The organism is Micromonospora sp. LOL_025 (assembly GCF_048060285.1).
Taxonomy (GTDB): domain Bacteria; phylum Actinomycetota; class Actinomycetes; order Mycobacteriales; family Micromonosporaceae; genus Micromonospora.
This window is the reverse complement of the sequence record NZ_JBHMIR010000004.1, coordinates 207971-230150: the sequence shown is the minus strand read 5'-3', so window position 1 is coordinate 230150 and position 22180 is coordinate 207971. Positions and strand designations below refer to the sequence as shown.

Here is a 22180-nt window from a genome sequence, read left to right as displayed (position 1 = left end):
GCCGGCGACAGGAAACGGGCCGGTCACGCCGAGCGGGTCCGGCGGCGCGGAGGCGGCTGCCCCGACCCCACCGGACCCGTCGTCGTCACATGCCCAGATCGCGGGCGATGATCATGCGCTGCACCTCGGACGTGCCCTCGCCGATCTCCAGGATCTTGGAGTCGCGCCAGAACCGGGCCACCGGGTACTCGTTCATGAAGCCGTAGCCACCGTGGATCTGGGTGGCCTCGCGGGCGTTGTCCACCGCGATGGTGCTGGCGTGCAGCTTGGCGATGGCGGCCTGCCGCTTGAACGGCTCACCGGCGAGCATCCGCGCCGCCGCGTCGTAGTAGGCCAGCCGGGCGGTGTGGGCCTTCATCTCCATGTCGGCGATCTTGAACTGGATCGCCTGGTAGTTGCCGATCGGCTGGCCGAACGCCTGGCGCTCCTTCGCGTAGCTGACCGACTCGTCGACGCAGCCCTGCGCGAGGCCGACGGCCAGCGCGGCGATGGCGATCCGCCCCTCGTCGAGGATGCGCAGGAACTGGGCGAAGCCCCGGCCGCGCTCGCCGAGCAGGTTCGCCGCCGGCACCCGGCAGTCGTCGAAGGTCAGCTCGTGGGTGTCCGAGGCGTTCCAGCCGACCTTGGAGTAGCCCGGCGCGACGGTGAAGCCCGGCGTGCCCGAGGGGACGATGATGGTGGACAGCTCCTTGGCGCCGTCCGGGCGGGTGCCGGTGACCGCGGTGACGGTGACCAGCGCCGTGATGTCGGTACCCGAGTTGGTGATGAAGGCCTTGGAGCCGTTGATCACCCACTCGTCCGTGGACTCGTCGAGCACCGCGCGGGTCTGGGTGCCGCCGGCGTCCGAGCCGGTGCCCGGCTCGGTCAGCCCGAAGCCGGCCAGCGCCTCGCCGCTGAGCAGCTTCGGCAGCCACGTCGCCTTCTGCTCGTCGGTGCCGAAGCGGTAGATCGGCATGGCACCGAGCGAGACCGCCGCCTCCAGGGTGATGGCGACGCTCGAGTCGACCCGGGCCAGCTCCTCCAGCGCGAGGCAGAGCGCGAAGTAGTCGCCGCCCATGCCGCCGTGCTCCTCGGCGAAGGGCAGGCCGAACAGGCCCATCTTGCCCATCTGCCGGATCACCTCGTACGGGAAGGTGTGCTTCTCGTAGTGCTCCGCGATGACCGGGGCGACCACCTCGCGCGCGAATTCCCGCACGCTCTCCCGCAGCGCCTCTTGCTCCTCGGTGAGCCGGAAGTCCATGGAATCCTCCTGTGTGGATGGGCCGCCGGGCGCTCGTGACGCCGGGAACGGACGGGTCGCTGGGCCCGCGCCGGCCGGGTGGGCCGGCGGCGGGATCAGACCGGGGTGACGCCGTGCCGGCGCCGGGAGAAGTGCCGCTCCTTCGTGCGGGCGGCGGCGAACCGGCGGACCAGCTCGGCGCGCAGCTCGTGCGGCTCGACGATCGCGTCGATGACCAGCTCGCTGGCGAGCCGGACCACGTCGATGTCGCGCTCGTACTCCTCGCGCTTCGCGGCGACGAACGCGGCCCGCTCGGCCTCGTCCTCGATCGCGGCGATCTTGTTCGCGTAGACCGCGTTTACCGCCGCCTCCGCGCCCATCACGGCGATCTTTGCGGTGGGCAGCGCGATCGTGGCGTCCGGCTCGAAGCCGGGACCGGCCATCGCGTAGAGGCCGGCGCCGTACGCCTTGCGGACCACCACGCAGATCTTCGGTACGGTCGCCTCGGAGATCGCGGTGATCATCTTGGCGCCGTGCCGGATGATGCCCTGCTTCTCCACCGCGCTGCCGACCATGAACCCGGGCACGTCGGAGAGGAAGAGCAGCGGCACGTTGAACGCGTCGCAGAGCTGCACGAAGCGGGTCGCCTTGTCGGCCGAGTCGACGAAGAGCACGCCGCCCTTGAACATCGAGTTGTTGCCGACCACGCCGACGACCTCGCCGTTGAGCCGGCCGAAGCCGATGGTCAGCTCCTTGGCCCAGAGCGCCTGGATCTCGAAGAAGGAGCCGTCGTCGAGCAGGCCCTTGACGTACCGCCGCATGTCGAACGCCTGCCGCTCGCTCGCCGGCACCAGCGCGGCCAGGTCGGCCTTCTCCGGCGCCTCGACGGCGGGCGCGGCCGGCGGCTGCTGCGTCCAGTTCGCCGGCAGGTACGACAGGTAGCGACGCACCACGTCGAGCGCGTCGGCCTCGGTCTTGCAGAGGAAGTGCCCGACGCCCGACTCGGCGCAGTGCACCTTGGCGCCGCCCATCGCCTCCAGCGTGGTCTTCTCGCCGGTGACCATCTCGACCATCCGGTCGGAGCCGAGGTACATGCTGGCGTTGCCGTCGACCATGGCGACCACGTCGCAGAACGCCGGGATGTACGCCCCGCCGGCCGCGCTCGGCCCGAACAGCGCGCAGACCTGCGGGATGGAACCGGAGGCGCGGACCTGGTTCCAGAAGATCTTGCCGGCGCCGCGGCGGCCGGGGAAGAGGTCGACCTGGTCGGTGATCCGGGCGCCGGCCGAGTCGACCAGGTAGACCATCGGCACGCTGGTGGAGTAGGCCCGCTCGATGATCCGGATGATCTTCTCGACGGTGCGGGCGCCCCAGCTGCCGGCCTTGACCGTGGAGTCGTTCGCCATCAGGCAGACGGGTCGGCCGTCGATGGTGGCGGTGCCGGTCACCACGCCGTCGGCCGGGAGGCCCTCGGCCATCGCGTTGGCATAGAGGCCGTCCTCGACGAAGGAGCCCTCGTCGACCAGGAGCGCGACCCGCTCCCGGGCGAAGAGCTTGCCCTTGGCGGCGTTCGCCGCGTGGTACTTGTCCGCACCGCCGGCCCGGGCCCGCTTGCGCAGCTGCTCCAGTGCCTCACCGTCGAGCGTCACGCCGACTCCCTCGCCACCTGAGCCGGTCACCTCGCGGGCGGACCGACTGACCTGAACGATCGTTAGGCTAGCGCATCCCCCCGCCCCCCGGCGACCCACGGACGGCGGGGGCGGCATCACCCGCCCGCACCCCTCCGCAAGGCATTGAAAATCATGAATTTCTAGGGCTACGCTCCGGACACCCCTCCTTCCGGATTGGAGTCAGCGATGACCTCACGACTCAACCGGCTCGCGGTCGCGTTCGTCGCGACGGCACTCGCCACCCTCGGCGTCACGGTCGCCAACCCGACACCCGCCTCCGCCGCCATGACCATCTGCTACAACACCAGCCAGGCGGGGAGCTTCGCCGGCACCGCCAACCAGGCCGCCTCGATCTGGAACAACGCCACGTCGAACCTGACGCTCACGGCGAACTGCGGCTCCAACCTGCGCATCTACCAGATCACCGGCGGCGGCTCGTACGCCGTCCGGACCAGCCTCGGCAACGGGCGGGTCTACATCGACACCCAGCAGGCCCAGCAGTACAGCCCGCTGCGGATCATGACCCACGAGATCGGGCACATCCTCGGCCTGCCCGACAACTACAACGGCAACTGCGCGCTGCTGATGTCCGGCGGCAGCGCCGGCACCAGCTGCACCAACCCGTACCCGAGCACCACCGAGGCGAACCGGGTCACCAACCTCTTCGCCGGCACCCGCAGCACGGACCGCGCCGGGTCCGAGATCTTCCGCGACAGCTGGCCGAGCATGCTCACCACGGTGGGCTGACCGACCGGGCACGTCGGAGGGGCCGGCACGACGCCGGCCCCTCCCCGCGTCCGCGGAGCGCTCAGCCCGGCAGCGGCGTCAGCCGGGTACGCGGGCCCGCGCGGAGCACCCCCGACGGGAGCCGCTTGCCGACCAGTTCCTCGGCCAGCTCGGCCACCTCGACCAGGGCGTCCAGGTCGATGCCGGTGTCGACGCCCATGTCGTGCAGCATGTGCACCGCCTCCTCGGTGGCCAGGTTGCCGCTGGCCCCGGGCGCGTACGGGCAGCCGCCGAGGCCGCCGACGCTGGCGTCGAACTCGGTCACGCCCAGCTCCAGCGCGGTCAGCATGTTGGCCAGCGCGGTGCCCCGGGTGTTGTGGAAGTGCAGCAGCACGGGGACGTGCGCGTTGCGGTCGCGTACCGCCGTCAGCAGCTCGCGCACCCGCCGGGGCGTACCCATGCCGGTGGTGTCACCGAAGGCCACCCGGTCGGCGCCGTCGCGGACCACCCGATCCACGATGGCGGCCACCCGGGCCGGGTCGGTGTCCCCCTCGTACGGGCAGCCGAAGCTGGTCGCCACGATCACCTCGGCCTGCGCGCCGGCGCCGTGCAGCAGGTCGATCAGCTCGGCGATGTCGTCCAGCGACTCCTCGGTGGAGCGGTTCACGTTGCGCCGGTTGTGCGTGTCGCTGGCCGAGACCACCACCTCGATCTCGGTGAAGCCGGCGGCCAGGGCCCGCTGCGCGCCCCGGGTGTTCGGCACCAGCGCCGAGTAGCGCACGCCGTCGGCCTTCGCGGCCCGCTGCCACACCTCGTCGGCGTCGGCCATCTGCGGGATCGCCTTTGGGTGCACGAACGAGACGGCCTCGATCCGCTGCACGCCGGTGCCGGAGAGGGCGTCGAGCAGCCGCACCTTGGCCTCGGTCGGGATCGGGTCCTCGTTCTGGAGCCCGTCGCGCGGCCCGACCTCCCGGATCGACACGGAGTCCGGCATTTCCGCCATAAGGGGTCACCTCACTGTGACGCAGTGCTTGTGCTGGGTCCCCCCAGCCTCCCACCCACCCCGCCCGTTGCGCACCCAGCCGGGGGTGGGGCCGGTCAGCGCATGCGGGAGACGATGCCCGTGTCGTAGTCGCCCGAGAGGAACTCCTCGTTCTCCAGGAGTTCGGCGAAGAAGGGGAGGTTGTTCTTTGGCCCGACCAGCTCGAACGCGGCCACCGCCGCCCGCGCCCGCTCGACCGCCTCGGCCCGGGTCGCGCCGCTGACGATCAGCTTGGCCATCAGGCTGTCGTAGAACGGGGTGACGGTGTTGCCCTCGACGTAGCCCGAGTCCACCCGGACGCCCTCGCCGCCCGGCTCCACCCAGGTCCTGATCACGCCGGGGCCGGGCAGGAAGCGCTTCGGGTCCTCGGCGTTGATCCGCAGCTCGATGGCGTGCCCGCGCGGGGCGAGCGCGTCCGGGTCGAAGGTGGGCGCCAGGCCGGCGGCCACCCGCAACTGCTCCTCGACCAGGTCGACGCCGTAGACCAGCTCGGTGACCGGGTGCTCCACCTGGAGCCGCGTGTTCATCTCCAGGAAGAAGAACTCTTCGGAGTCGGGGCCGTCACCCCTGGCGTCCCGCTGGCGCGGGACCAGCAGACACTCGACCGTGCCCGCGTTGCGGTAGCCCACCGCCTCGCCGGCGCGCACGGCGGCGGCCAGAAAGCGCTCGCGCAGCTCCGGGGAGACCGCCGGCGACGGCGACTCCTCGACCAGCTTCTGGTTGCGCCGCTGCACCGAGCACTCCCGCTCGCCGAGGGCGACCACCCGGCCGTCGGCCAGGCCGAGGATCTGCACCTCGACGTGGCGCACCCGGGGGAAGTACCGCTCGATCAGCACCGAGCCGTCGCCGAACATCCGCTCGGCGAAGGAGCGCACCTTGTCGTACTCGGTGCGCAGCGCGGCCTCGTCGGTCGCGACGCCCATGCCCATGCCGCCGCCACCGGCCGCCGCCTTGACCATCACCGGGTAGCCGATCTCCGCCGCCGCGGCGACCGCCGCGTCGAGGTCGGCCGCCGGATCGGTCGTGCCGGGCGCGACCGGCACGCCGGCCGCCGCCATCAGGTTCCGGGCGTTGATCTTGTCGCCCATCGCGGTGATCGCGTCCGCGCCGGGCCCGACCCAGATCAGCCCGCTCGCCTCGACGGTACGGGCGAAGTCGGCGTTCTCCGACAGGAAGCCGTAGCCGGGGTGGATGGCCTGCGCACCGGTCGACTTGGCGGCGGCGAGCACGGCCTCGACGTTGCGGTAGCTCTGGGCCGGGTTGGCCGGTCCCACGCACACCGCCTCGTCGGCCTCGGTGACGAACGGCAGGCCGGCGTCGGCCTCCGAGTGCACCGCGATCGCGCGGACGCCGAGCCGCCTGGCGGTCCGGATGATCCGGCGGGCGATCTCGCCCCGGTTGGCGACCAGCAGCGACTCGATCATGTTTCCTCCCAGCGTCCAGGGTCGGGACGGTGCTAGGGAACCACGGCCGGGAGGTTACCGACGAGTTGGGGCCGGCGTCAGGATCCGGGGTGGGCCAGGAGGGCGGCCAGGGTGGCGGCGCGGAGCAGCTCGGCCCGGCGGCGTCGGTCCACCTCGCCGCCCAGGAACGGCGTCGAGTTCATCAGGCCGAACGCGGCGTGGGCCAGCACCCGCGCCTCGCCGTCCGGCATGCCCGGATGCAGCGTGGTCAGCACCGTCACCCACTGTTCGACGTAGAGCCGCTGGAGCCGGCGGATCCGGCGTCGGGGCTCGTCGGGGAGGCGGTCCAGCTCGTGCAGGTGCAGGGCGATCACCGCCGGGTTGGCCAGCGCGAAGTCGACGTGGAAGTCGATCAGCGACTCCAGCGCGCCGCGCGGGTCGTCGGGGTGGCCGGCGGAGCGCTCCTGGCCGCCGGCCAGCAGCTCCTCGCTGACCGGGATCAGCGCGGCGACCAGCATGGCCTCCTTGCCCGCGAAGTGGTGGTAGAGCGCCGGGCCGGTCACCCCGGCGGCCGCGCCGATGTCGTCCATCGAGACGCCGTGGTAGCCCCGGGAGGCGAAGAGGCCGACCGCGATCTCCAGGATCTCGTCCTTGCGGGACCGGCGCCGGCCCGCCCCCGCGGCACCGTTAGCCCTGCCCCGTGCCTGCTGCTCCACCGTCACCGGGCAAGCGTAGACCTCGACCGGCCCGGCGTGGAGCCTCCGCTACCCGTCGGTTGGCTCACGTCCGGACCGGTACCCGACACGTCGGGTACCGGTGTCCGACCCGTCCCGGCCCTTGACCCTCGACCCGGTCGAGCCCCGAGGGTCGCCGGCATGACCGCACCCCGGCTCGGCCGCGACTACCGGCTGCTCTGGTCCGCCGCCGTGTCCTCGCGGCTCGGCGACGCCGTGCGTACGCCGGCACTGGCGCTGCTGGCCGCGACGCTGACCCGCGACCCCCGGGTGATCGCGGCGGTGACCGTGGCCGGGCAGCTCCCGCCGCTGCTGTTCGGCCTGCTCGGCGGCGTGTACGCGGACCGCTGGGACCGCCGCCGGACGATGGCGGTGGTGGACGGGCTGCGCGCCGCCGTGGTCGGGGGGCTCGCCCTCGCGGTCGCCCTGGACCGGGCCGGCGTCGCCGCGCTGGTGACGGTGGCGTTCCTGCTCGCCGCGCTCGGCACCCTCTTCGACGCCGCCTCGTTCGCGATGCTGCCCTCCGTGGTGCCGCCGGCGGCGCTGGCCCGGGCCAACGGCCGCCTCCAGGCCGGCTCGGCGGTGGCGGGCGGCTTCGTCGGCGCTCCCGCCGCCGGCGTGCTCTTCGCCCTGGCCGCCCCGCTGCCGTTCGCCGTGGACGCCGTCACCTTCCTCTGCGCCGCCCCTGCTGACCCTCGCCCTCCGTACGGCCCCGCCGCGCCCCCGCTCCCACCCCGGGCGGCCGCGATCGGTGTGGCGGGAGGGCGTCGAGGGGGCGCGGTGGGTGCGCGGGGACGCGATGCTGTGGCGGCTTACCGTGGCGACAGCCGGGAGCAACCTGGCGATCAGCGGCCTGATGGCGGTGCTGGTGCTCTACGCGCTCGACGTGCTGCGGGTGCCACCGGCCGGGTACGGCCTCTTCGCCGCCGGGGCGGTCCTCGGCGGGCTGGCCGGTGGGCTCGGGGCGGGACGGTTGGCCGCCCGGCTCGGCACGGTGCCCGCGCTGCGTGTCGTGCTCGCCGGTCAGGCCGTCGCGCTGACCGGGCTCGCGCTCGCCCGGCACCCGGTGCCCGGCGGGCTGGCGCTGGCCGTGTTCGCGGCCGGCACCACGGTGTGGAACGGCCTGTGGGCCTCGTACGGGCAGCGCCACGTGCCGCCCGCCCTGCTCGGGCGGGTGGGTGCCGCCCAGCGGATGGTCGGCCTGCTCACCGCGCCGTTCGGGGCGGCCCTCGCGGGCGTGGCCGGAGCGGCGTACGGGGTGGGGCCGGTGGCGGCGGCGGTGGCCGGGGTCTTCGTGCTGGTCACCCTCGCGGCGTGGCGGGCGCTGCGACCGGCCGCGCCGGCACCGGCCGCCGGGCCCACCAGCGCCGGGACAGCAGGCCGGCCGGGGCGGCGCCCGTCGCGTTGAGCAGCACGCCACCCCAGTCACGCCGCACCTGGCCACCGGGGCAGCCTAGCCGCGCGGCCCGTCGCGCCGGTCCAGCCCGGAGAGGCGCATCGCGATCCGGTGCCGGGCCGGCGGCACGGCGTCGAGCAGGCGGAACAGCAGGTTGCGGGCCGGTCGGGCGGCCGGCGGCAGGGTGGCGAGCCGGGTCAGGCGGGCGGCGAGGGCCACCACCTCCTCGGCCATCGGCCGGCGCCGTGCCGCGTACCCGTCGAGCAGGGTGTCGGGCGCGCCGCCCAGCACGTCGGCGAGCGTCTCACCGAGGTCGACCGCGTCCACGATGCCCAGATTCATGCCCTGGCCGCCGGCGGGGCTGTGCACGTGCCCGGCGTCGCCGGCGAGCAGCACCCGGCCGCGGCGGAAGGTGTCGGCGATCCGGTGGTGGATCCGGAACCGGGAGCCCCAGAGCACCTCCACCACGCGGTCGGGGCGGCTCGCCGGCCCGCGCTCGTCGAGCAGCGCCTGGAGGTAGGCCCGGTCGGGGGCGGCGGGAGCCTCCGCCACCGCGGCGACCAGCCGGACCGCCCCGTCGGGCAGCGGCGCCCAGACCAGCGGGCCGGAGCGGGCCAGGAAGAGGGACACCCGGTCGCGGGGCAGCGCGCTCTCCACCCGGACGTCGGCCAGGGCGAACGACTCCCCGCCGCCGGCCGGGCCGGCGAAGCCGATCCCGGCGTGCTCCCGCACCGTGCTGTGCATCCCGTCGGCGCCGACGAGGTAGCGGGTCCGGACCGTCGCGCCGCCCGCGAAGGTGGCGAGCACGCCGGCCTCGTCGGCGGCCAGCCCGGTCAGCGCGTACGGACGCAGCACCGGGACGCCGAGCGCGGCGAGTTGCCCGGCGAGCACCTCCTCGGTGACCGCCTGGGACACCAGCAGCGCGTAGGCGTGCCGGGACGGCAACGCGCGGAACGGCACGGTGAGCAGCACCCGGTCGCGGTCGCGGACGGTGAAGCCCGGCGACCGCAGCCCGCGGGCCACCAGCGGGGCGCCGGCGCCGATCCGGTCCAGCGTCTCCAGGGTGTAGGCGTGCACGACCGCCGCCCGGGAGGTCTGCGGCGGCCGGTCCAGCCGGTCGACCACGGTCACGTCGATCCCGCGCCGGGCCAGGGTCAGCGCGGTGGTCAGCCCCGTCGGGCCGGCACCCACCACCAGGACGTCCGTGTTCGTGGGCAGCATCGCCGGCCTCCGTCCCGCAATGCCAACGGATGTTGGCAAACGCTTGTTGGCAACGTTAGGCCTGCCGGCAATGGAGTGTCAACAGGCGTTGGCATACGGTCGTGGGCATGACCGACGCCGCGCCGACCCGCGCCCGCCGCTCCGACACCACCCGGGCGGCGATCCTCAGGGCCGCCCGGGAACGCTTCGCCGCCGACGGCTACGACCGGGCGACCATCCGGGCCATCGCGGCCGACGCGCGGATCGACCCGTCGATGGTGATGCGCTACTACGGCAGCAAGGAGGGGCTCTTCGCGGCGGCGGCCGAGTTCGACCTGCGGCTGCCCGAGCTGGTCGACATGCCACCCGACCGGCTCGGCGAGCTGCTGGTCCGGCACTTCGTCGACCGGTGGGAGACCGACGGGACGATGGCCGCGCTGCTGCGTACCGCCGCCACGAATCCGGCGGCGGCAGAGCGGATGCGCGGCATCTTCGCCGACCAGCTCACGACGGCGGTGACCCGGGTCGTGCCCGACCCGGTGGAGGCCCCCCGGCGGGCCGGGCTGGTCGCCAGCCAGATGCTCGGCGTGGCGCTGACCCGGTACGTGCTCCGGCTGCCCCCGATGGTCGACGCCGACCCGGCCGAGCTGGTCGCCTGGGTCGCGCCGACCGTCCAGCGCTACCTGCGCGGCACGCCCGACGCCTGACCGCGCCGACCACCGGCCGCAGCATCCACGCCGGCCGCCGCCGCACCCGGCACCGCCGCTGCCCGGCACCGGCGCGGCGAGCAGCCGGCGACCCGCCCAACCTTTCCGGACCCCGGTGCGTCTACGTGGTGACGCGAACGCACGACGGCCAACCGGAGGGAGGGCGGATGGGACCGCCGACGATCGACGACGGGCGGGACGGCTACGTCACCTTCGTCGAGTGCCACCAGCACCGGCTGCTGCGCGCGGCCTATCTGTTCTGCGGCAACCGGCACCAGGCCGAGGATCTGCTCCAGGAGGCCCTGCTCAAGCTCGCCCTGCGCTGGCCCTCGGTGCGGCACGGCGACCCGGCCGCGTACGTGCGGACCATCCTCTACCGCGACGCCGTCTCCTGGTGGCGCCGACGCCGCCGGGAGTGGCTGAGCGCGTACCCGCCCGAGGGGACCACGAGCGAGGGCGACGGGGAACTGCGGCTCGCGCTGCGCGACGCCCTCGGGCACCTGCCGCCCCGGCAGCGGGCCGTGCTGGTGCTGCGCTACTTCGAGGACCTCACCGAGACCGCCACCGCCGAGGCGCTCGGCGTCACCGTGGGCACCGTCAAGAGCCAGTGCCACGCGGCGCTGCGCCGGCTGCGGGAGGTCGCGCCGGATCTGGGCCGCGACGAGGGACGACCAGACGGCGGCCTGGTCACCAGGATGGAGGTGAACCCGTGAGGGAAGAGGAACTGCACCGGCTGCTCACCGTCGCCGCCGAGGACGTCCGGCCGACACATCCGGCGGTGACTGGCTGGGAACGGGCCCGCCGGGTGCGTCGCACCCGCCGCGCCGCCGGCGCCACGGTGCTCGCGGTCGTCCTGCTCACCGGCGGTACGGCACTGGCGCTGCGCCCCGCCGCGCCGCCGCCACCGGCCACCACCGCGACGCCGGAGGAGAGCCGGGCCCCGCACCCCGTGCCCGTGCAGACGCCCCCGGCCGACCTGGCCTATCCCGGTCACCCGCTGGGCCGACTCGGCGACCCCGTCGGCGCGACGCTCTCCGACCGGCCGGTAGGCCGGGCGCTGGCGCTGCACCAGCCGATCGACCCGGCGACCGGCGTCGCCGGCCGGATCCGGGTGCTCGGCGACGACGGCCTCGTCCGGGACCTCGATGTGGTCACCCCCGCCCCGACCCGCGACGCCTGGGGCAACGAGGCGGTGCCGCTGAAGAGCGGGAGCCTCTCCCCGGACGGGCGGACGGCCGCCTTCGCCCAGACCGACGAGGTGATCGTGGTCGACCTGACCACCGCCGCCGTACGCCGCCACCCGCTCAAGGGCTACCTGGAGCAGGTCGTCTGGTCCGGCGACCGGCTGCTCGTCGGCGGCGACGACGCCACGTACGAGCTGGACCGGGCCACCGGCACCGCCCGGAAGGTGCCGGTGTCGCCCTGGGACGTGGTCACGCCCGACCCGACGGCCCCGCCGAACGTCCTGCTCGAACTGGGCGGCACGCCGCCGAACCTGACGGCGGTCCGGTGGAGCGACGACGAGACGCACCGCAGCTACGGCAAGGTCGACTTCCGCGCGCTACCGCCCGGTCACCGGGTCGACGAGTTATACGGGCGGGGCTGGCAGCGCGGCGACCGGGTGGCCCGCGCCGGCTGGATCACCACCGGCACCATGAGCGGGCTGGAGGGCGTCGCGCTGGTGAACGCCCGGACGCGCGTGGTGACCCACCTGCTCGACCTGGGCCGGGACCGCTGGAAGGGCTGCTGCGAGGTGCTCGGCTGGGACTCCGACGGCGCGGTGCTGCTGCGTCACAACCCGGGCGGGCTGCTGCGCTGGCGGCCGGAGACCCGCGAGGTCACGGGCGTGACGCGGAACCTCTTCGGGGCGGTGTCGCTCTCTGCAGGTTGAGTCGCCGCCGGTTGAGCGGGTCGGCCCTGCCGTCGTACCACCGCAGGGGCCGGTCCCCGCGCGACCGCTGCGGGCGCGCGGGACCGGCCGTCGCGTCAGCCCGCCAGGCCGCCGGGCTGGTCGCCCTTGACGACGGGGGCCCGGACCAGGTTGCCCCACTCGGTCCACGAGCCGTCGTAGTTGCGCACCTGCGGGTAGCCCAGCAGGTGCCGCAGCACGAACCAGGTGTGGCTCGACCGCTCGCCGATGCGGCAGTAGGCCACGATGTCGTCGTCCGGGCTGAGCCCGAGCTGGTCGGCGTAGATCGCGCGCAGCTCGTCCGCCGCCTTGAAGGTGCCGTCGTCGTTGGCGGCGGACTTCCACGGCTTGCTGACCGCGCCCGGGATGTGCCCGCCGCGCAGCGCGCCCTCCTGCGGATAGTCCGGCATGTGCAGCATCTCGCCGGTGTACTCGCCCGGCGACCGGACGTCCACCAGCGGGCGGCCCGCCGCCACGTGCGCCATCACCTGCTCGCGGTACGCCCGCACCGGCGCGTCGCTGCGCTGCGGCACCGGATAGTCGGCGTGCGGCCGGGCCGGCTTGTCCCGGGTCAGTTCGCGGCCCTCGGCGACCCACTTCTGCCGGCCGCCGTCGAGCAGCCGCACGTCCGGGTGGCCGAAGAGGGTGAACACCCACAGGGCGTACGCGGCCCACCAGTTGAAGTTGTCGCCGTAGAAGACGACGGTGTCGCCCCGGCCGATGCCCTTGGCGGCGCACAGCTCGGCGAAGCTCTTCGCGTCGAGGTAGTCGCGGGTCACCTGGTCGTTGAGTTCGGTGTGCCAGTCCACCTTGACGGCACCCGGGATGTGGCCGGTGTCGTAGAGCAGCACGTCCTCGTCGCACTCGACCACGACGAGGCCCTCGTCGCCCAGGTGCTCGGCCAGCCACCCGGTGGTGACCAACCGCTGCGGGTCCGCGTACGACTGGAGTCGGGGATCGGGATCGCTCGGCACAGACATGATCCCCAAGGTACGCCGCATCGCGGGCCGGCGGCCGGCCATCGGGAACGGCGTCACTGGACGGTCAGGCGCGGCGGTGGGCGATCCGGCCGGCGACCACGGTCACCAGGCAGACGCAGTCGGCGTCGAGGACCGCCAGGTCGGCGCGACCGCCGGGTGCCAGCGTCGGCCGGGCCGCGGCGGGCAGCACCAGCAGGTCGCTCCGCTCCACGGCGGCCCGCAGCGCCGGATCGGTCAGGTGGCCGGCCAGCACGGCGGTCACCCCGAGGCGCAGCAGCGCGTGCACCCGCTCGCGGGGAGTGTCGGCGGCCGGCAGCGGCCCGTCGTGCACCAGCCCCGGCCCGAGCGTGCCGGGCCAGCGGCGGATCCGGGCCCCGGCGTACGCCTCGGTCAGCTCGGCCAGCGGTCCGACCGCGACGATCCGGTCGGCCCGGACCGCGACGGCGGCCCCCGGGCTGGGCGGGGCGTCGGGCGCGGTCCGCAGCAGCGGCGCGGTGTGCAGGGTGAGCACGACTCAGCCGGCGCTCGGGCCGGGCGAGCCGGCCGACCCGGTCACACGCGGCACCGGTCGGGGCGGAGGACGGTTTCGCACAAACATGATCTCCACGGTACGCCGGGTCGCCACGTTCGGCGTCGGTGACGAAACCGGCCCACCACCCGTGTGCAGGTGGTGGGCCGGATCAGCGGGTCGTCAGCCCTGCACCACGAACCAGTGGTAGGTCACGTCCGACCGGTTGCCCGCCGCGTCCACGGCGAAGACCGAGAGCGGGTACCAGCGCGCCTCGGTGGGCGTCAGCGTGACCGAGGCCGTGCCGTCCGGACCCGCCGGCACGGTCACCTCCGGGCCGTTGTCGAACTGGTAGACGTACCTGTCCACGTTCGGCATGCGCGGGGTGAAGGTGAAGACGCCCGGCACACCCACCCCGCCGGAGGTCTCACCGTGCGGGTAGGTGTTCGAGCCGACCGTCGGCGAGGTGCTCACCGTGAAGACGTACGTCGCCGCCGGAGACAGCTCCCCGGACGCCGACCGGCTGCGCACCGTGAGGGTGTTCCGGAAGCCCCGGTCGGGGGTGACGGTCAGGTCGGCCGCCGTCCCGTCGGTCACGGCGACGGTCTGCTCCGGCCCGTCGTTGAGCTGGTAGACGAACTCCACCGTGCTCGGCAGCTCCGAGCTGAACCGGAAACCGCCCGGGACGCCGATGCCGCCCATCGGGTCGTACTCGTAGTACAGGTACGAGGTGATGGAGGGCTTCGGTTCCCGCACCGAGAAGCCGTACTCACGGTTCTGGGTGACCGTGCCGTCGCCGGTGACGCCCCGCACGGTCAGCTGGTGCCAGCCGGACCGGCTCGGGGTCCAGTCGATCGAGGCGGTGCCGTCCGGAGCCGCCGCGACGATCTTCTCCTCCTCGTCGCGGAAGGTGTAGTGGTAGGTCACCACGTCCGGCCGTTGCAGTCGGAAGGTGAAAACTCCGGGCGCGCCGGGCAAACCGCTGTTGGCCTCCCTCGGGTAGTCCGCCGACTCCACCAGCGGCGCGTCGTTCACCTCGAAGGTGTACGTCCGGACGGGCGACACCGTGCCGTCCGCGGAGACCTCCTTGGCGTCGAACTTCGCGAGTTCGATCACCGCACCCTGGTAGCGAGTGATGTCGAAGGTGAAGTAGGCCCGGGCGGTGTGCGGGCGTCCACGGTCGTCGGCCCAGGACCCGACCGGCACGTCGCCGGCCTGGTCGATGTAGACCTTCGTGGGCCGGTGCGTGTCGGTATACGCCCAGGAGATGTTCTTCTCGTACCGCACGTCGTACGCGGCGGCCGGTGCGGCGTCGACGGCGACCACTCCTGCGGCGACGTCATCGACAGCGCCGCAGCCAGCAGTGACCGCCCGGATCTTCTGGACCTTGTCGTACCAGGCATGAGGGCCATCCCTCATCCACCTTTCCCCATGTCCCCGCAACCCGTCGGCGGGGGCAGCGGATGCTATCCGGGAAGGCGGACACACGGCGATCCCGAAGCAGATATCGGGCACACCGGTCAACAGGCACGTCGCAGTGTCCAGGCACCCCGGCGGGCCCGGGGCGGCTGTCAGTCGGCGATCGGGCCGAGCAACGGACGCTTGGCGGTGACGGTGTCGCCGGAGGAGCGGCCGGTGAGCCGGCGCTTGATCCACGGCGCCAGGTGCCGCCCGGCCCAGCGCAGGTCGGCGGCGCGGGCGGCCAGCCAGGGCGTCGGCGCCGGGTGCGGCGGCACCATCAGCCATTCCTCGTCGCAGCCGACGCCCAGCGCGTTGAGCACCTGCGCGGCGACCCGCCGGTGCCCGGCGGCCGACAGGTGCAGCCGGTCGGTGCTCCAGAGCATCGGGTTGAGGTACGCGTCGTCGGCGTACAGGTCGACCAGGATGGCGCCGTGTCGCTCGGCGGTCTCGCCGACGGCCCGGTTGAGCAGTTGCACCCGGGGCGCGACGAGGCGCTGACCGGGCAGCCGGGCCATCACGTCGGCGAACCGGAAGAGGACCACGTCGGCGCCGCCGGAACGCAGCCTCCGCACCACGTCGTCGAAGCGGGTGACCAGGGCGTCCGGGTCGAAGGTGCGGCGGAGCACGTCGTTGCCGCCGGCCGCGAAGCTGATCAGGTCGGGCTTCATGGCGAGCGCGGCGGGCACCTGCTCGGCCACCACGCCAGGGAAGAGACGACCCCGGATGGCCAGGTTCGCGTACCGGAAGTCGGGGCCGGCCTCGGCGGCCAGCCGGGTCGCCACCAGGTCCGCCCAGCCCCGGTAGCTGCCGTCCGGGTACGCGTCGTCCATGCCCTCGGTGAAGCTGTCCCCGACCGCCACGAAACTGCGCCAGCGCACCTGATCATCCCTCCGACATGCGGCAGGAAAGGGCGCCTCGTCGTCGCTTCCGGTGGAGGAAGGGTCCCTTCCCGACGCGGGACAGTCTTCACCAGGAGGGCCGGCGGCGGGGGTGGCCGACGGACAAACGTGGCGGAGGTCATCGTGGACAGCCGGGGCCTGATCTTCGCTCCGCTCGGGGTCAAGGAGTTCGATGGCGCTGTCGGCCATCCGTCGGAGCGTTCCACTTGCGGGGACTGCCGGCCGGTCGACACGGTCCGGTCAGGTGGATGGCGACGCCAGCAGGTGCGCCGCGGCCCCCCGTGTGCGAGCCTCGTCCAAGCCCTTTTCACGAGGTCGTAACACCTGTCACCGCCGGGTCGCCCTCTGCTGAGCAGACGGCGACGCCGCCCGTAAGTTCTGGGAGAAACACCGTGCCGAACCTCGACATGGCACTGAAAACCGCGATGAGCATCGACGGCGCGATCGGCGCCGCACTCGTCGACTACAACAGCGGGATGACGCTGGGCGTGGCCGGAGGAACCGGGGAGATCGACCTCACCGTCGCCGCCGCCGGCAACACCGATGTCGTCCGCGCCAAGCTGCGCACCATCGAGATGCTCAAGCTGAACGACGAGATCGAGGACATCCTCATCACGCTCGGCACCCAGTACCACCTGATCCGCCCGGTGACCAGCCGCACCGGCAAGGGGCTCTTCCTCTACCTGATGGTGAGCAAGAGCCGCGCCAACCTGGCGATGGCACGCCACCAGCTGCGCAGCATCGAGGAGAGCCTGGAGTTGTGAGCGGGATCGACGACACCGAGACCCCCCTTCCCCGCCGCAGCGCACGTACGGGCACCCTGCCGCCACCCCGGCCGTTGCCCCCGTCGCTGGCCGGGAACACGTCGCTGCCGTACCCGGCGATCGGGCACGAGCTGTCGGAGCTGCGCCTCCAGATCCCGGGGGTGCACGGCTGCGTCCTCGGCGGCGTGGACGGCCTGCTCATCACCCACAACCTGCAGACCGACGTCGACCCGAACGACCTGGCGGCGCTCGCCGCCACCACGTACGGACTGGGCCGGCAGGTCGGGCTGCGGCTGGGGCAGGGCGCCTTCCAGCAGTCCACCGTCCGCAACGCCGGCGGCTACCTGAGCGTCTACGCGGTCAGCCCGCAGGCGCTGCTCGCGGTGGTCGGCGAGGACAGCATCAACGTGGCCCGGCTGCACCTGCACGCTCCGCCGGTGGCCGAGCGGCTCGCCGCCCTGCTGGATCAGTCCGTCCACGCCGGCCGAGAGTCCTGAGGGCAGGCCCTGTTCCGGTGGTGGACAGGGCTGCCGCCGCCGGGAGGGAACTCCCCGCCGACGGTCGGGCGGAACGCGGGTCCGCCCCGCTCCGCCCGACCGGCCCCGGCAGATCGTCGGCCGGGGTGCGGGCCGGGTCGACCGGTCAGGCCGCCGACGACCGCTGCCCCGCGCGAAGGCGGACGGCGAGCAGCGCCAGGGTGGCGCCGGCCAGCGCCGCCCCGGCCAGGAACGTGCCGCGCGTCGAGGTGGCCGCCTGGACCGACCCGAACAGCAGCGGTGAGACGAACAGGCCGGCGAAGGTGGCGCTGGCCAGCAGCGCGGTGGCCTGGCCGCGCCGGGCGGGCGGTGAGTGTTCGGCCACCAGCACGGTCAGCGCCGGCACGGCCAGCCCCATGCCGATCCCGAACACGGCCGGCGCGACGAGCATCAGCGCCGGCGAACCGGTCAGCCCGAGGGTGACCAGCGCGACCGCGAAGACGGCGAGGGTGACCGCGAGCAGCCGCGCCTGCCCCAGGCGGGCCCGGGCCCGCGCGTAGCCGAGACCGACGACGCTCATGGCCAGCGACGGGGCGCCCGTGAACAGCGCCACGGCGGCCGTCTGGGTGATGCCGACCTCGGCCAGCCGCTGCGGCAGGAACACCAGCACCCCGTACAGCAGCAGGCTGGTCACCGCCTGGAGGCCGTAGATCCCGACGAGCGCGGGATGGTCGCGGAGCAGGTTCCACAGCGATCCCGACCGGCCGGGTGGCGCGCCGGAGCCGGTGGCGGCGCAACGACCCGGGAGCACCCGGAGCGTGACCAGGCCGAGGGGTACCCCGACCAGGTAGACGCCGAAGGGGGCGTGCCAGGAGAGCCCGCCCAGCACGCCGCCCAGCAGCGGGAACAGCACCCCGCCGAGGCTGATCGCGGTGGACCGCCAGCCCATCGCCCGGTCGCGGGCCGCCCCCGCGTAGAGGTCGAGCAGCCCGAGCGTGGTCCCCGCGAAGACCAGTGCCGCGCCGACGCCGAACAGCAGGCGGGTGGCGATCAGCAGGGGATAGTTGTCGGTGACCAGACCCGCGCCGCCGGCGAGCCCGTACAGGGCCAGCCCGAGGGCCAGGGGGGTGCGCACCCCCCACCGGTCGATGGCGCGGCCGACCAGCGGGCCGGCGAGGGCGAGGGAGAGTCCGTGCGCGGTGAGGACGAGCCCGGCGGCGGTGCCGGTGAGCCGGAGTTCGCCCCGGATCAACTCGACCACCGGGGTCAGCACCGCGCCCGCGAGCACGGTCAGCAGGGAGCCGGCGAGCAGGACGGCCGCCGCCGCCCGGCGACCGGCGACGGAGGCCGTGGCGGCGGGAGCCGCGGCGACGCCGGTCACGAGTGGGCCGCCTGTTCCGCCCACCGCCGCATCGCGGCCAGGCTGCGTTCCTGGTGCGCTCCGGGGGTCGGGCGTTCCCCGGTGAGATCGGTGGGCAGGGACAGCCCGACGGCGGTACGCACTCCGGCGACCCGGACCTCCGCCAGCACCAGGCGCAGCGCCTCGACGGCCCGCCAGCCCCCGGTCACGCCGTACCCGACGAAGCCGGCCGCCTTGTGGTGCCACTCGGCGCACAGGTGGTCGATCGCGTTCCTGCCGGCGGCCGAGGCCACCGCCCTGCCCCGCCGTCCGGGGCGCGTCGGCCCCACGACGATTCCGATCCGTGTCGGCTCCATGACGCGAGTCTTCAACCTCGACCATGGTCGAGGTCAAGCCGTTAGCATGCCGACATGGCGATCCTCCCGCCCCACCACACCGAACTGACCGTCGGCCAGGTCGCGGCCCGCACCGGCGTCGCCGTCACGGCCCTGCACTTCTACGAGGCCAAGGGGCTGATCCACAGCCGACGCACCAGCGGTGGACAGCGCCGCTACCCCCGCGACGTGATCCGGCGGGTGTCCTTCATCCGGGTCGCCCAACGGGTCGGCATCCCGCTCCGGCTCGTCGCCGAGGCGTTGGCCGGTCTGCCGGACGGGCGTACCCCGACCCGGGAGGACTGGGCCTTGCTCTCCACCACCTGGCAGACCGAACTCGACCAGCGCATCGCCCAACTCCAGCACCTGCGCGACGACCTGACCGACTGCATCGGGTGCGGCTGCCTCTCCATCGACCGCTGCCTGCTACGCAATGCCGACGACCACCTCGGCGCGACCGGTCAGGGCCCGCGTCGCCTGCTCGGCCCCGTCCCGGCGACCCCGCCCGGCCCGGAACCCGGCTGACCGCCGTATCCGAAATGGATCGTCGCCCCGCCGCCGCCCGCCGTACGCTGCGCCAATGCTGCTACGCATGTCGACCCTGCTGCTCCGGACCCTGCGCGAGGACCCGGCGGACGCGGAGGTGCCGAGCCACCGGCTCCTGCTGCGCGCCGGCTACATCCGTCGCGCCGCACCGGGCGGCTACACCTGGCTGCCGCTGGGCAAGCTGGTGCTGGACCGGGTCACCAAGGTGGTCCGGCAGGAGATGACGGCGATCGGCGACCAGGAGGTGCACTTCCCGGCGCTGCTGCCGGCCGAGCCCTACCGGACCAGCGGCCGGTGGACGGAGTACGGCGACGACATCTTCACCCTCGCCGACCGGCGCGGCGCGGAGCACCTGCTCGCGCCCACCCACGAGGAACTGGCCGCACTGCTGGTCAAGGACCTGTTCAGCTCGTACCGGGACTTCCCGGTGACGCTCTTCCAGATCCAGACGAAGTTCCGGGACGAGGCCCGGCCGCGCGCCGGACTGCTGCGCGGGCGCGAGTTCCTGATGAAGGACGCCTACTCGTTCGACCTCGACGAGGCGGGCCTCGCGGCGGCGTACGAGCGGCACCGCGGGGCGTACCGGCGGATCTTCGACCGGCTCGGGCTGGAGCACACCGTCGTACGGGCGACCTCCGGGGCGATGGGCGGTTCGGCGTCGGAGGAGTTCCTGGCGGCGACGCCCGTCGGCGAGGACACGTTCGTCGGCTGCACCGCCTGCGACTACGCGGCCAACACCGAGGCGGTGACCACGCCCGCCCCGCGGGCCGGCGACCCGGACGCGCAGCCGGCGGCCGAGGTGCACGACACCCCCGACACCCCGACCATCGCCAGCCTGGTCGAGCTGGCCAACGCCCGACGCCTGGGCGGGCGGGACGACTGGACCGCCGCCGACACCCTGAAGAACGTGGTGCTCGCCCTGCGCCGCCCCGGCGCGGAAGAGGCCGAGCTGCTGGTGGTCGGGCTGCCCGGCGACCGCGAGGTCGACCTGAAGCGACTCGGCGCGGCGGTCGCCCCGGCCACCGTGGACGTCTTCGACGGCTGGGACGCCCACCCGGAGCTGGTCCGTGGCTACATCGGCCCGCAGGTCATGGCGAAGCTGGGCATCCGCTGCCTGGCCGATCCCCGGGTGGTGGCGGGCAGCGCGTGGCTGACCGGCGCCAACGAGCCGGGCCGGCACGCGACGGGGGTGGTCTGCGGCCGGGACTTCGTGCCGGACGGCACGGTCGAGGCCGCCGAGGTGCGGCCCGGTGACCCCTGCCCGGCCTGCGGCACGGGCGAGCTGACCATGCGGCGGGGCATCGAGATCGGACACATCTTCCAGCTCGGTCGCCGCTACACCGACGCCTTCGCCGTCGACGTGCTCGGCCCCGCCGGCAAGCCCGTCCGGCCCACCATGGGCTGCTACGGGATCGGGGTGTCCCGCGCGGTCGCCGCGATCGCCGAGCAGCACCACGACGAGCGGGGACTGGTCTGGCCGGAGGCGGTCGCGCCCTGCGACGTACACCTGGTGGCCGCCGGGAAGGGGCCGCAGCTGGACGCGGCGCTGGAGCTCGGCGGGCGGCTCGCCGCCGCCGGCCTGCGGGTGCTCGTCGACGACCGGACGCACGTCTCCGCCGGGGTGAAGTTCACCGACGCCGAGCTGATCGGCATCCCGCGCGCCGTCGTGGTCGGCCGCCGTCTCGCCGAGGGGTACGTGGAACTGCGCGACCGGGCGTCCGGCGAGCGCGTCGAACTGCCGGTCGACGGGGTGGCGGACCGGCTCGTCGAACGGGTACACCGGGAGCGCGGGAACGTGGTGTAGCGAATGTGTCACGGGGTACCGCAGTCCGATCGACTGAATGCGTTCTGGAGGCTCTCATGACCGGTTACCGGGTCAGCGACGTGATGACGAAGCAGGTCATCTACCTGCCCGCCGAGACCACCCTGGATGAGGCGGCCAGGGTGATGAAGGAGGCGGACATCGGCGACGTGGTGGTCACCGACGGCGCCACCCTCGCCGGCATGCTCACCGACCGCGACATCGTCGTCCGGGCGGTGGCCGAGCGCAGCGACCCGGCCACCACCACGATCGGCTCGATCATCACCCGCGAGGTGGTGATGATCGAGCAGCACTCGACCGCCGCCGAGGCGGCCGCCCTGATGCGGGAGCGGGGCATCCGGCGAGTGCTGGTCTGCGACGCCGAACGCAAGCTGGTCGGCATCGTCTCCCTCGGCGACCTCGCGATGCAGCTCGACCCCAACTCGGCGTTGAGCGAGATCAGCGAGCAGGCGCCCACCGTCTGAGATCCGCGGGAGGGCCCTTCCTGACGTCCGTGGCGCGGGAGGGGTCCCCCTCCGACGGCGGTAGCCTCGGAGTCATGTCATCCATGCCGGCCAGGCTTTCCGAGATCGTCGACGAGTTCGCCGCCGCGCCCCGCGACGTGGTGCTGGAGATGCTGCTGGAGTACGCCGACGTCATCCCGCCGCTGCCCGCCGACGCCGCCGGCCGGGAGGGCATGGAGCAGGTGCCGGAGTGCCAGACGGCGTTCTTCCTGCGCGCCCGGGTGACTCCGGAGAAGACGGTGGAGACGCTCTTCGACTGCCCGCCGGAGGCGCCCACCACGCGCGCGTTCGCCGGCATCCTCGCCGAGGGGCTGGCCGGGGCGAGCGCGGACGAGGTGCTCGCCGTGCCCGACGACCTCTACCAGCGGATGGGGCTGGCCCAGGCGATCAGCCCGCTGCGGGTGCGCGGCGGCACGGCCATCCTGGCCCGGCTCAAGCGGCAGGTCCGGGAACAGACCAGCTAGACGGAGGGTTGTCACCC

At 73.8% G+C, this 22180-nt stretch carries 23 protein-coding genes and 1 pseudogene; 12 read left to right on the top strand and 12 right to left on the bottom strand.

The window, feature by feature from the left end:
* Positions 1 to 85: 85 nt before the first annotated feature.
* Together ACFHW0_RS07890 and ACFHW0_RS07885 are read right to left on the bottom strand one after the other, a co-directional pair.
* Complete coding sequence (locus ACFHW0_RS07890; RefSeq protein WP_416606473.1) at positions 86 to 1240, bottom strand: acyl-CoA dehydrogenase family protein; 1155 nt, start codon at positions 1238 to 1240, stop codon at positions 86 to 88.
* Between the two features lie 95 nt (positions 1241 to 1335).
* A complete protein-coding gene (locus ACFHW0_RS07885) occupies positions 1336 to 2868 on the bottom strand; it encodes an acyl-CoA carboxylase subunit beta (RefSeq protein WP_416606470.1) in 1533 nt (510 codons plus the stop codon).
* 207 nt (positions 2869 to 3075) lie between these two features.
* On the opposite strand from ACFHW0_RS07885, the gene ACFHW0_RS07880 reads away from it, so the two are divergent.
* Positions 3076 to 3636, top strand: a complete 561-nt coding sequence (locus ACFHW0_RS07880; RefSeq protein WP_416606467.1) for a snapalysin family zinc-dependent metalloprotease — start codon at positions 3076 to 3078, stop codon at positions 3634 to 3636.
* Positions 3637 to 3697: 61 nt separating this feature from the next.
* Here the strand turns inward: ACFHW0_RS07880 and ACFHW0_RS07875 are convergent, their stop codons facing one another.
* From ACFHW0_RS07875 to ACFHW0_RS07865, 3 genes are all read right to left on the bottom strand, one after another.
* On the bottom strand, positions 3698 to 4618 hold the full coding sequence (locus ACFHW0_RS07875) for a hydroxymethylglutaryl-CoA lyase (RefSeq protein WP_416606464.1): 921 nt from the start codon (positions 4616 to 4618) through the stop codon (positions 3698 to 3700).
* 95 nt (positions 4619 to 4713) lie between these two features.
* On the bottom strand, positions 4714 to 6081 hold the full coding sequence (locus ACFHW0_RS07870) for an acetyl-CoA carboxylase biotin carboxylase subunit (RefSeq protein ID WP_416606461.1): 1368 nt from the start codon (positions 6079 to 6081) through the stop codon (positions 4714 to 4716).
* Between the two features lie 77 nt (positions 6082 to 6158).
* Positions 6159 to 6782, bottom strand: coding sequence for a TetR/AcrR family transcriptional regulator (locus ACFHW0_RS07865; protein WP_416606458.1), 624 nt, complete (start codon positions 6780 to 6782; stop codon positions 6159 to 6161).
* A gap of 153 nt (positions 6783 to 6935) precedes the next feature.
* Between ACFHW0_RS07865 and ACFHW0_RS07860 the strand changes: the two are divergent.
* Together ACFHW0_RS07860 and ACFHW0_RS07855 are read left to right on the top strand one after the other, a co-directional pair.
* Positions 6936 to 7421, top strand: a pseudogene (locus tag ACFHW0_RS07860) (MFS transporter); the annotation flags it as partial.
* Between the two features lie 124 nt (positions 7422 to 7545).
* The gene (locus ACFHW0_RS07855; protein ID WP_416606455.1) at positions 7546 to 8202 is read left to right on the top strand and encodes an MFS transporter; all 657 of its coding nucleotides are present in this window, start codon (positions 7546 to 7548) and stop codon (positions 8200 to 8202) included.
* A gap of 45 nt (positions 8203 to 8247) precedes the next feature.
* Here ACFHW0_RS07855 and ACFHW0_RS07850 read toward each other — a convergent pair whose 3' ends face one another.
* Positions 8248 to 9411: an FAD-dependent oxidoreductase gene (locus tag ACFHW0_RS07850; protein ID WP_416606453.1), complete on the bottom strand. Its 1164-nt coding sequence runs from the start codon at positions 9409 to 9411 to the stop codon at positions 8248 to 8250.
* A 107-nt stretch (positions 9412 to 9518) separates the two neighbouring features.
* Here ACFHW0_RS07850 and ACFHW0_RS07845 point away from each other — a divergent pair, with 107 nt between their 5' ends.
* From ACFHW0_RS07845 to ACFHW0_RS07835, 3 genes are all read left to right on the top strand, one after another.
* The gene (locus ACFHW0_RS07845; RefSeq protein WP_416606450.1) at positions 9519 to 10097 is read left to right on the top strand and encodes a TetR family transcriptional regulator; all 579 of its coding nucleotides are present in this window, start codon (positions 9519 to 9521) and stop codon (positions 10095 to 10097) included.
* A 167-nt stretch (positions 10098 to 10264) separates the two neighbouring features.
* A complete protein-coding gene (locus ACFHW0_RS07840) occupies positions 10265 to 10810 on the top strand; it encodes a SigE family RNA polymerase sigma factor (protein WP_416606447.1) in 546 nt (181 codons plus the stop codon).
* Positions 10807 to 11988 (top strand): hypothetical protein, encoded by a 1182-nt coding sequence (locus tag ACFHW0_RS07835; RefSeq protein ID WP_416606445.1) that lies wholly within the window; start codon positions 10807 to 10809, stop codon positions 11986 to 11988. Before ACFHW0_RS07840 ends, ACFHW0_RS07835 begins: the two co-directional genes overlap by 4 nt.
* 95 nt (positions 11989 to 12083) lie before the next feature.
* Here ACFHW0_RS07835 and ACFHW0_RS07830 read toward each other — a convergent pair whose 3' ends face one another.
* The 4 genes from ACFHW0_RS07830 to ACFHW0_RS07815 form a co-directional block, all read right to left on the bottom strand.
* Entirely contained in the window at positions 12084 to 12986 is a 903-nt protein-coding gene (locus ACFHW0_RS07830) for a sulfurtransferase (RefSeq protein ID WP_416606443.1), read from the bottom strand.
* Between the two features lie 64 nt (positions 12987 to 13050).
* Complete coding sequence (locus tag ACFHW0_RS07825) at positions 13051 to 13497, bottom strand: imidazolonepropionase-like domain-containing protein (protein ID WP_416606441.1); 447 nt, start codon at positions 13495 to 13497, stop codon at positions 13051 to 13053.
* Between the two features lie 180 nt (positions 13498 to 13677).
* Positions 13678 to 14913 carry a hypothetical protein gene (locus ACFHW0_RS07820; RefSeq protein WP_416606440.1) on the bottom strand — a complete coding sequence of 412 codons (1236 nt, stop codon included), beginning with the start codon at positions 14911 to 14913 and terminating at the stop codon, positions 13678 to 13680.
* 152 nt (positions 14914 to 15065) lie between these two features.
* Positions 15066 to 15833 (bottom strand): SGNH/GDSL hydrolase family protein, encoded by a 768-nt coding sequence (locus ACFHW0_RS07815; RefSeq protein ID WP_121397367.1) that lies wholly within the window; start codon positions 15831 to 15833, stop codon positions 15066 to 15068.
* Between the two features lie 413 nt (positions 15834 to 16246).
* Between ACFHW0_RS07815 and ACFHW0_RS07810 the strand changes: the two genes are divergently transcribed.
* Together ACFHW0_RS07810 and ACFHW0_RS07805 are read left to right on the top strand one after the other, a co-directional pair.
* Complete coding sequence (locus ACFHW0_RS07810) at positions 16247 to 16618, top strand: hypothetical protein (protein WP_121397368.1); 372 nt, start codon at positions 16247 to 16249, stop codon at positions 16616 to 16618.
* The gene (locus tag ACFHW0_RS07805; protein WP_416606437.1) at positions 16615 to 17115 is read left to right on the top strand and encodes a roadblock/LC7 domain-containing protein; all 501 of its coding nucleotides are present in this window, start codon (positions 16615 to 16617) and stop codon (positions 17113 to 17115) included. The genes ACFHW0_RS07810 and ACFHW0_RS07805 overlap by 4 nt, the downstream gene beginning before the upstream one ends.
* A gap of 145 nt (positions 17116 to 17260) precedes the next feature.
* On the opposite strand, the gene ACFHW0_RS07800 is transcribed toward ACFHW0_RS07805, so the two are convergent.
* Both ACFHW0_RS07800 and ACFHW0_RS07795 read right to left on the bottom strand, forming a co-directional pair.
* Positions 17261 to 18475: an MFS transporter gene (locus ACFHW0_RS07800; protein WP_416606435.1), complete on the bottom strand. Its 1215-nt coding sequence runs from the start codon at positions 18473 to 18475 to the stop codon at positions 17261 to 17263.
* Entirely contained in the window at positions 18472 to 18810 is a 339-nt protein-coding gene (locus ACFHW0_RS07795) for an NADPH-dependent FMN reductase (RefSeq protein WP_416606433.1), read from the bottom strand. The genes ACFHW0_RS07800 and ACFHW0_RS07795 overlap by 4 nt, the downstream gene beginning before the upstream one ends.
* Before the next feature lie 54 nt (positions 18811 to 18864).
* Between ACFHW0_RS07795 and soxR the strand changes: the two genes are divergently transcribed.
* The 4 genes from soxR (at position 18865) to ACFHW0_RS07775 (ending at position 22163) form a co-directional block, all read left to right on the top strand.
* On the top strand, positions 18865 to 19353 hold the full coding sequence (gene soxR, locus ACFHW0_RS07790) for a redox-sensitive transcriptional activator SoxR (protein WP_416606432.1): 489 nt from the start codon (positions 18865 to 18867) through the stop codon (positions 19351 to 19353).
* A 55-nt stretch (positions 19354 to 19408) separates the two neighbouring features.
* Positions 19409 to 21178 carry a proline--tRNA ligase gene (locus tag ACFHW0_RS07785; protein ID WP_416606430.1) on the top strand — a complete coding sequence of 590 codons (1770 nt, stop codon included), beginning with the start codon at positions 19409 to 19411 and terminating at the stop codon, positions 21176 to 21178.
* A 56-nt stretch (positions 21179 to 21234) separates the two neighbouring features.
* Positions 21235 to 21660, top strand: a complete 426-nt coding sequence (locus tag ACFHW0_RS07780) for a CBS domain-containing protein (protein WP_121397374.1) — start codon at positions 21235 to 21237, stop codon at positions 21658 to 21660.
* Between the two features lie 74 nt (positions 21661 to 21734).
* The gene (locus ACFHW0_RS07775; RefSeq protein ID WP_416606428.1) at positions 21735 to 22163 is read left to right on the top strand and encodes a SufE family protein; all 429 of its coding nucleotides are present in this window, start codon (positions 21735 to 21737) and stop codon (positions 22161 to 22163) included.
* Positions 22164 to 22180: the final 17 nt, after the last annotated feature.